Genomic DNA, 8369 nt, shown 5'->3' with positions numbered 1-8369 from the left:
GGGGGGGGGGGGGGGGCGGGGCCCGGGGGGGGGGGGGGGGGGGCGGGGGGCGCGGGGGGGGGGGGGGCCCCCCCCCCCCCCCCCCCCCCGACGATCGCGCGAACCGGCCGCCACGCACTGGCACCATCGGGCCACAGACGGGGGAGGTGCGGGGTCGCTCTCTCGCCCGCCCGTTCTTACGGCCACCTTCAGGCCAAACGAGGGACAGCAGGATGGCCTCGCGTCTATGAGGAGTCGAGACCTCCGCCGCCGACTACGCAATGTGCCCCCTCGGTTTCCTTCGGAAATTGCACAAAAGATCAACCGCCGAGCTACTCCCCTCGGATGTGATCTGCGCTATACACCGAGGGGTGTAGCCCTCGGACCGACCGGTCACTTTGCGTTGATCCGGAGGCCAACGAAGACTCCGGAGCGTGCCCGATGCCGCCAAGCACCATGCCAGCCGACGATCCGACGAGCCCTCCTGACCCGACCGACCGCACGAGCTCGTCCGGCGCGGATCCCGATGGTCGGCGATCCCCTGGTCGGCGATTCCCTGGCCGGCGATCCGGTGTCGTCGCCGTCGTGACCCTGCTCGTCACGCTTGTGCTCGGGTACGGGCTGAACCGACTGGAGTTCACCACCGGCCAGGACAACTACCTGAACAGCGATTCGCGGGTGGCCCGGGACAACGTCGACTACCAGTCGTTGTTCGGCGGGCAGGCGATGCTCACCCTGTTCAGCATCGACCGCGGCGCCGACGCCGGCGACCTGTTCACCCCGAACAACATCAAGCAGTTCCGGGATCTGCAGACCGAACTTGACGCGGACCCCCGCATCCAGTCGACGATCACCCCGCTGACCGCGCTGGAGTTCACCGACAACCTCGTGCGCAGCAAGGACGGCAACGTCCTCGACAGCCCGGCCGCGAGAATCCTGCTGGGCGCCCAGAGCCGCGACCCGGATCCGGGTTCCGCGCAGCGCCGCCTCGCCGACTCGCTGGCCACCCTGAAGCGGATGCAGGAGATCCCCGAGGCGCAGCGCACGTTCGACAACCCGGCCTGGGTGGATTTTCTGCTCCACGACAACTCCGGCGCGATCCGCAAGTCGCTGCGGCCGTTCTTCCCGACCCCGTCGACCGCCCAGATGATCACCCGGCTGGAGGGCAACGCCTCGCTGGCGGCCGAGGGTGAGGGCGCGCGGATCGTCGAGCGAGCCACCTCCGGCCTGCGGTTCGACCACGCGACGGCGATGACCACCGGCGCCGCCGTGCTGCTCCGGAACATCAACAACTATCTCCGCGGCGGTTTCCTCACCCTGGGCGTCATCTCGCTGGCGCTGATGGCCGGGCTGCTGATCGTCGCGTTCAAGGTCCGCTGGCGGCTGCTGCCGCTCGGGGTCGTCGGAGTCGGGCTCATCTGGGCCTTCGGCCTCGCCGGGTACATCGGCGTGCCGCTGTCCGTGGTGACCATCGCCGGGCTGCCCGTCCTGCTCGGCGTCGGCATCGACTTCGCCGTGCAGCTGCACAGCCGGGTCGAGGAGGAAGCCCAGCTCGACCGGGCCGGCAACCCCGTGACGGCGGCCCTGGCCGGGCTGCTGCCGGCGCTGGTGCTGGCCACCGTCGCCGCCGTGCTCGCGTTCCTGGCCCTGGAGTTCAGCCAGGTGCCGATGATCCGGGACTTCGGCACGCTGCTCGCACTCGGCCTGCCGGTCATCGTCGTCGCGACGGTGCTGCTGCTCACCGCGTCGCTGACCGTGCGGGAACGGCGCCGCCCCACGCCGCCGAAGGACTACACCCACGGCCCACTCGGCCGCACCGTCATCCGGCTGGGCGCGCTGCCGCGGATCACCGCGGTCCCGCTCGTCGTGGCCGCCGTCGCGATCTTCGTGGGTGGGATCTTCGCGGACGACCGGCTGACGATCCAGACGGACCCCGAGAGGTGGGTCGACCAGCAGAGTCAGGTGATCAAGAACATCAACACGCTGCGGGCGAGCACCGGCTCGGCCAGCGAGCTCGGCATCTTCGTCCAGTCGGGCGACGTGTTCGACGACGCGACGGCGGGCTTCGTCGGCAGGTTCGCCAACGCACAGCTCGCGGCCCACCCCGACGACCTGCTGGACGCCTCCAGCCTGGTGACGACGATCAGCTTCATGATGGAGGTGCCGAACACGACCGTCGTGATGCCGACCGGCGCCGACATCCGGCTCGCCTACCAGGTGGCGCCACCCGACATCCAGCGCGCCATGGTCAACCGCGAGCACCATGCGCTGAACGTCGTCTTCCGGACCGGCTCCGGGTCGCTGGAGCGCCAGGCCGTCGTCGTCGACGGCATCCGCGACCACGTCCGCCCCCCGGCCGGCATCAGCGCCACCCCGTCGGGGCTCGCCGTCGTCGGCACCGGTCTGCTGGACAACTTCGCCAAGAACCGGGTCGAGCTGACGTACTACGCGCTGATTGCGGTGTTCGTCCTGCTCGTGCTGTACAATCGCAGCCTCGTGCGGGCGGTGCTGTCCGTGGTGCCGGTGCTGATCGCGGTGGGGCTCAGCTCGATCATCGCGCTGCTGATCGGGGTCGACCTGAGCCCGCTCACGGCGGTCAGCGGCCCGCTGATCATCGCATTGTGCACGGAGTTCACGACCTTGCTCGTGCTCCGCCACCTGGAGGAACGCCGCCGCGGCCTGGGGCCGCTCGAGGCGGTCGAGGCGGCCGCGGCCCGCACCGGGCGGGCCTTCCTCGTCTCCGCGCTGGCCGCCGTGATCGGCGTCGCCGTGCTGGCGTTCAGCTCGCTGCCGCTCCTGCGGGATTTCGGCCTGCTGGTCGCCCTGAACGTGGCCGTCGCCCTGCTGTCCGCGCTGGTCGTCCTGCCGCCGCTGCTGGTCTGGGCCGACGAGCGGGGTTGGGTGCACCGCCGCCGTGGCGGTGCGGTCCCGAAGCCCAGGCGGTCAGACAAAAGGCTCATAAGCGGACACCTGGTTACCGGAAGAGTTGGTGCGGCCCGACCGGCCGGCACACCACGCGGCGGCCGGGACGCAGCCGGCGCCGATGGTGCGGCGCCGGGCGCGCCGGGGGTCGCACCGGAGCCGGGTGCCGGGCCAGCTCAGCGGGCATCACGGCGAGGGTAAGGCGAAACCCGGGCCGGGCTACCCCGGGCGTGCGGGCGTGACTGGGCGGCCGCACCGGCTGGTCGGCCCGGGTCTGCCTTCCCCTTCCCTCATGTGGCACGCTCAGGAAACGTGTTCCCGGGCCGGCGCATCACGGCCACCGCCGCCGCTGACGGGTGGTTCCCGGGACTCCGCACCCGCCACCAGGCTCGGCAGCCGCCCGAGCGTCGAAGGAGAAGGAATGAGTTTCGACTTCAAGGTCGCGGATCTCGCGTTGGCCGAGTTCGGCCGCAAGGAGATCCGTCTCGCCGAGCACGAGATGCCCGGCCTGATGGCCACCCGGGCGGAGTACGCGGCCAGCCAGCCGTTGCGGGGTGCCCGGATCATGGGCTCCCTGCACATGACGATCCAGACCGCGGTGCTCATCGAGACCCTGGTGGCGCTCGGCGCCGACGTCCGCTGGGTCTCCTGCAACATCTTCTCCACCCAGGACCACGCGGCCGCCGCGATCGTCCTCGGGCCGAACGGCACCAAGGACGACCCGCAGGGCGTGCCGGTCTTCGCCTGGAAGGGCGAGACCCTCGAGGAGTACTGGTGGTGCACCGACCAGGCACTGTCCTGGCCGGACGGCGGCACCCCGAACATGATCCTCGACGACGGCGGCGACGCGACCCTGCTCGTCCACAAGGGCGCGCAGTTCGAGGTGGCCGGCGCCGTCCCGGCGACCGACCCCGCGGACAGCGAGGAGTACGCGATCGTCCTGGAGACGCTGCGCCGCACCATCGCCGAGAAGCCCGGCCGGTGGTCCGAGACGGCCCGGAACATCAAGGGCGTCACCGAGGAGACCACCACCGGCGTGCACCGTCTCTACGAGATGGCCAAGGCCGGCACGCTCGCCTTCCCGGCGATCAATGTCAACGACTCGGTGACGAAGTCGAAGTTCGACAACAAGTACGGCTGCCGGCACTCGGTCATCGACGGTCTCAACCGCGCCACCGACGTGCTCATCGGCGGGAAGGTCGCCGTGGTCGCCGGCTACGGCGACGTCGGCAAGGGCTGCGCGGACGCGCTGCGCGGCCAGGGCGCCCGGGTCATCGTCACCGAGATCGACCCGATCTGCGCCCTGCAGGCCGCGATGGACGGCTTCCAGGTCACCGTGCTCGAGGACGTCGTCGGGATCGCCGACATCTTCGTCAGCACCACCGGCAACTTCAACATCATCACGGCCGCCCACATGGCCGCGATGAAGCACCAGGCGATCGTGTCGAACATCGGACACTTCGACAACGAGATCGACATGGCCGGCCTGACGAAGACCGCCGGCATCGAGAAGATCAACATCAAGCCGCAGGTCGACGAGTGGGTGTTCCCGGACGGCCACTCAATCATCGTGCTCGCCGAGGGCCGACTGATGAACCTCGGCTGCGCGACCGGCCACCCGAGCTTCGTGATGTCGAACAGCTTCACCAACCAGGTGATCGCGCAGATCGAGCTGTTCACCAAGACCGAGAGCTACCCGGTCGGGGTCTACGTGCTGCCCAAGCACCTCGACGAGAAGGTGGCCCGACTGCACCTCGACGCCCTTGGGGTGAAGCTCACCGAGCTGACCAAGCAGCAGGCGGACTACATCGGCGTGCCCGTCGAGGGTCCGTACAAGGCCGACCACTACCGCTACTAGTACCGGCGGCCGTCCCTGCCGGGGGCCCTCTCCACCGGGAGAAGATCAGGGCCCCCGCCTGGACCGGTCGTCAGCGCTTCGAGGACGACCAGCAGACCGACGTCCACGCCGGGTCGCTGGTGTCACCCAGGTCGTACCAGCCGTCCGGCAGGTAGGTCCCCCAGGTCACCGGCGGCCCGTCGGCGCCACTGCCGCCGACGGCGGCGGGGCGCGGCACACCGAAGGTCGCCTCGCCGCCCGGGCAGCCCTGGTGCTCGAACCGGAACGTGGGCTCGCCCGCGTCGACCCCGCGGCCGGCCTCGGTCCGGCACAGCAGTGCCGTCACCGGCCGCCAGAACGTCGCGATATGGGCGTAGTAGCCGGCCGCGAGCCAGGTCGCGCCGGTCGCCGGCGCCCCGTCCGAGGCCGGCACGCTGACCTCGCTGACCTGGCCGGACGGGCAACTCGCCCAGACCACGCCGCCGGCGTGGGCGGCCCCCGCGTCGGACACGGCGAACAGTCCGGTCAGGGCGATCGTGGCGCCGGCCGCCGCGAGGGTCGTGCGGACCCGGGCCGGCCGGGATCCGCGGGAGCATCGGCCCCGCCGTCGTGAGGCTGCGGCATACGGCATTGAATGCCTCCTTGTCGAACCCGGCCGCGAACGACCGTCGGACGAGCCGTCCGCGCGGGATCGGAACACCCGCTGCACCATTTGGTCCGGGATTCCCGTAAATAAAACAGCAAGTGCCAGTCAGGATAGCGAGAGTTGGCGGGACGTTGGGATTTCGTTCGCCCCCGGACCGGTGCCCGGAAAGGCGGGCCGGACGAGATCCTCGGCCATGGTCGGGCTGGCTTGCTCACCCGCCAGCCGGGGAGGCCGGCAGTTTCTTCGGCGGGGGTGGCGGGAGCAGCGGGGGCAGCGGACGGCGAAACTCGATTTCGGTCGTCGCCGAGCGGTCGTGCAGGTCGCGGCGGTGCCCGGTAGCCCGGTAACCAAGCCGCCGATACAACCGGTGAGCGTCGGTGAACCTGGTGTCCGTCCACAGCCGCATCTGCCCCGCCTCCCACCGCCGGGCCTCCCGTTCGGCGCGACGGACCAGGGCCGCGCCGAGTCCTCGGCGACGGGCGACGGCCGACACGTACAGCGTCTTCAGCTCGGCCGCCGTCGCGAGATCCGCCCCCGGCCGGGCCCACACCGCCACGCTGGCCAGCACCCCGCCGGCCGGCCCCGTCGCACCGATCGGATCGGCTGGGTCCGCCGGGACCACCCACAGGGCCCGAGCGGGCTCCCCCGCACCGGCCGCATGGGCCGACCCGGGGGCCCGCAGCCACGGCTCCTCGGCGTCCACGTCGAGGACACAGTCCGGGTACTGCGCCCAGGCGGTCGCGATCAGGTCCTGGAGGGCGGCGGCGTCGGAGTCCCGCCCCCGGCGCAGGCCGGGCAGCAGGTCGCGGCGCATCCACACGTGGTCGATGCCCGCCTCGACGTCGGGCTCGCCGATCGACCGGTACCCCTGCCGGGCGTAGAAGTCCGCCACCCTCGTCTGGGCGTGCAGTTCCACGGCCGGCAGGCCACGCTCCCCCGCCCTGCCCTCCAGCGCGGCGGTGACCAGCCGACCCAGCCCCCGACCGCGCCAGGCGGCGCGGACGGCAACCCGCCCGATGATCCCCGCCGGCTCCGCGTCCGGCTGGCGCGGCCCCGGATCGAGCAGGCGGGCCGTGGCCACCGCCCGACCGTCGCCATCGAGGACGACGGCGTGGTCCGCGGCGGCGTCGAGGCCGTCGTACTCCAGTTCCGGCGGCACGCCCTGCTCTCGGACGAAGACCTCGTACCGCAGGTCGAGCGCGGTGCGCGGCGGCGTCCCCGCGACCACGGTGACGGCGGCGTCGCCGGCGCGCCCGCTCATCGACGCTGGTCCGATCGGGGGAGCCGCAGGCCGGATCCGGACATAGGCCGGCAGTCTAGGCGCCGGCCCGGCGGGCGGCGGGCGGGTGAGTCCGGACCCGGGCCCCCGAACGGGGCGATCCGGCGCCGGGTGCCGCCGGTGGACGCCGGTGGACGCCGGTGGGCGTCACGCAGGTTTCCGTGGGCGGCGCGTCCGGGCATCCTGCCCGATACGGACGGACACCCGACAGACCCGGCATCACGGCCATCTCGCCAGTCCGAGTAGAAAGCAGGACTGTACCGGTCGGGATCGACCATCCTTGGTCAGCGCCGACTGTCGACCGCACGAAGAGGAAGCGGCCCGGAATCGTGATTCTCCAGACGAGAACCTGTCGTGACGACGCGTGCGCACGGGTGGGCCGCTGACGATGGCGCCGACCCGCTACCCGCCCGCCCGGCTGCGGCCGGTGCGGAACACGTCCGGCACGATGATTCAGCCGACCCGGGGACTCATCGCGCACGTCCAGGTCGGCACCGGCTCGCTGTTCGGCTGGTTCGACAACGCCGCCAGCGAGGTCAGCTCCCACCTGTGGCTGTCCCGAGATGGCGACTTCGAGCAGTATGTCCCGTTCGATCAGCGGGCCTGGGCCCAGGCTGCCGGGAATCCGTACTGGATCTCCTGCGAATGCGAGGGTTACGACACCGAGGACTACACCCCGATCCAAATCACCAGACTGGCCGAGCTGTTCGGCTGGGGGATGCGGGAGTTCGGCTGGAAAGGGGAGATCGCCGACTCGCCGAACGGATATGGTCTCGGCACCCACCGGATGGGCGGGCAGGCATGGGGCGGGCACACCTGTCCCGGCGACCTCCGGGCGGCCCGCCGCGGCGACATCCTCGCGCTCGCGCTCGGTAACGGTCGCGGCGTGGCGTCCGATCCCCGCGACCGATACGCCGGCCGGCCCACGCTGCGCGAGGGCGCCCGCGGCGCGGACGTCGTGGAGCTTCAGAACGCGCTGAACATCGTCTTCGGCCACGAGGTGCCGACCGGCGATCCCAACCGGATCATTCCGGATGGCGCGTACGGGCCACGCACCACCGCGCGGGTGGCCTCGCTGCAGCGTTACGCGTCCCCGTGGTTCGGCCGCATCGCCGACGACGGCATCTGCGGAGCGGGCACCTGGCGCAAGATCGGCTACATCCTCACCGGGATGAACCGCGCCGTCTGACGCCGGCCAGCCCGGGCCGGCAGGGCCGGCACATCCCCGCCACGACGTCACCTACTGCAACGCCATGGCGCCGAGACGTCACACTGCGGCGGCGTCAGCGAGCCTGGCTGGCAAGCTCCGCGCCGGCCGCGCGCAGCCAACGCAGCGGCTCGGCCATTGCCGCCTGCACGCCGCCCGCCAACCGGGCCAGGGCGACCTCGGCGATGGCCCCCTCCGGGCGGGGGGCATCGACCTGGCCCGCGGCCAGGAGCACCGGCACGCCCGCCGTCCGGGCCAGGGCCAGCACTCCGCCCACCACCTTGCCCGCCAGGGACGTCCGGTCGAAGCGGCCCTCGCCGGTCACCACCCAACCGGCCCCGGCGAGGGCCGCCGGCAACCCGGCCGCCTCGGTGATCGTCTGCACGCCCGGCACGAGCTCGGCGCCCCAGGCCGCGGCGAGGCCGTAGGCGGTGCCGCCGGCCGCGCCCGCCCCCGGGGCGGCCCCCCCGCCACACGGTCTGCGCCACCCGTCGCCGCG

At 72.1% G+C, this 8369-nt stretch carries 6 protein-coding genes; 3 read left to right on the top strand and 3 right to left on the bottom strand.

The window, feature by feature from the left end:
• Positions 1 to 420: 420 nt before the first annotated feature.
• Both ND748_RS19250 and ahcY read left to right on the top strand, forming a co-directional pair.
• Positions 421 to 3102, top strand: coding sequence for an RND family transporter (locus tag ND748_RS19250; RefSeq protein ID WP_251747396.1), 2682 nt, complete (start codon positions 421 to 423; stop codon positions 3100 to 3102).
• A gap of 220 nt (positions 3103 to 3322) precedes the next feature.
• Positions 3323 to 4759 carry an adenosylhomocysteinase gene (ahcY, locus tag ND748_RS19245; RefSeq protein WP_251747395.1) on the top strand — a complete coding sequence of 479 codons (1437 nt, stop codon included), beginning with the start codon at positions 3323 to 3325 and terminating at the stop codon, positions 4757 to 4759.
• 70 nt (positions 4760 to 4829) lie between these two features.
• Here ahcY and ND748_RS19240 read toward each other — a convergent pair whose 3' ends face one another.
• Together ND748_RS19240 and ND748_RS19235 are read right to left on the bottom strand one after the other, a co-directional pair.
• Complete coding sequence (locus ND748_RS19240; RefSeq protein WP_251747394.1) at positions 4830 to 5369, bottom strand: hypothetical protein; 540 nt, start codon at positions 5367 to 5369, stop codon at positions 4830 to 4832.
• Positions 5370 to 5595: 226 nt separating this feature from the next.
• A complete protein-coding gene (locus tag ND748_RS19235; RefSeq protein WP_251747393.1) occupies positions 5596 to 6645 on the bottom strand; it encodes a GNAT family N-acetyltransferase in 1050 nt (349 codons plus the stop codon).
• 406 nt (positions 6646 to 7051) lie between these two features.
• Between ND748_RS19235 and ND748_RS19230 the strand changes: the two genes are divergently transcribed.
• Positions 7052 to 7852 carry an N-acetylmuramoyl-L-alanine amidase gene (locus tag ND748_RS19230; protein WP_251747397.1) on the top strand — a complete coding sequence of 267 codons (801 nt, stop codon included), beginning with the start codon at positions 7052 to 7054 and terminating at the stop codon, positions 7850 to 7852.
• Between the two features lie 94 nt (positions 7853 to 7946).
• Here ND748_RS19230 and ND748_RS19225 read toward each other — a convergent pair.
• A partial coding sequence (locus ND748_RS19225; RefSeq protein WP_251747392.1) for a glycerate kinase occupies positions 7947 to 8369 on the bottom strand: 423 nt, incomplete at its 5' end.

The sequence above is a fragment of the Frankia sp. AiPs1 genome (assembly GCF_023716945.1).
Taxonomy (GTDB): Bacteria; Actinomycetota; Actinomycetes; order Frankiales; family Frankiaceae; genus Frankia.
This window is presented reverse-complemented; position numbering and strand designations above follow the sequence as displayed.

Bases quoted from the DNA above. Each gene is read 5' to 3' on its own strand.
- ND748_RS19250 (WP_251747396.1), top strand. From the start codon at position 421: ATGCCGCCAAGCACCATGCCAGCCGACGATCCGACGAGCCCTCCTGAC.
- ahcY (WP_251747395.1), top strand. From the start codon at position 3,323: ATGAGTTTCGACTTCAAGGTCGCGGATCTCGCGTTGGCCGAGTTCGGC.
- ND748_RS19240 (WP_251747394.1), bottom strand. From the start codon at position 5,369: ATGCCGTATGCCGCAGCCTCACGACGGCGGGGCCGATGCTCCCGCGGA.
- ND748_RS19235 (WP_251747393.1), bottom strand. From the start codon at position 6,645: ATGAGCGGGCGCGCCGGCGACGCCGCCGTCACCGTGGTCGCGGGGACG.
- ND748_RS19230 (WP_251747397.1), top strand. From the start codon at position 7,052: ATGGCGCCGACCCGCTACCCGCCCGCCCGGCTGCGGCCGGTGCGGAAC.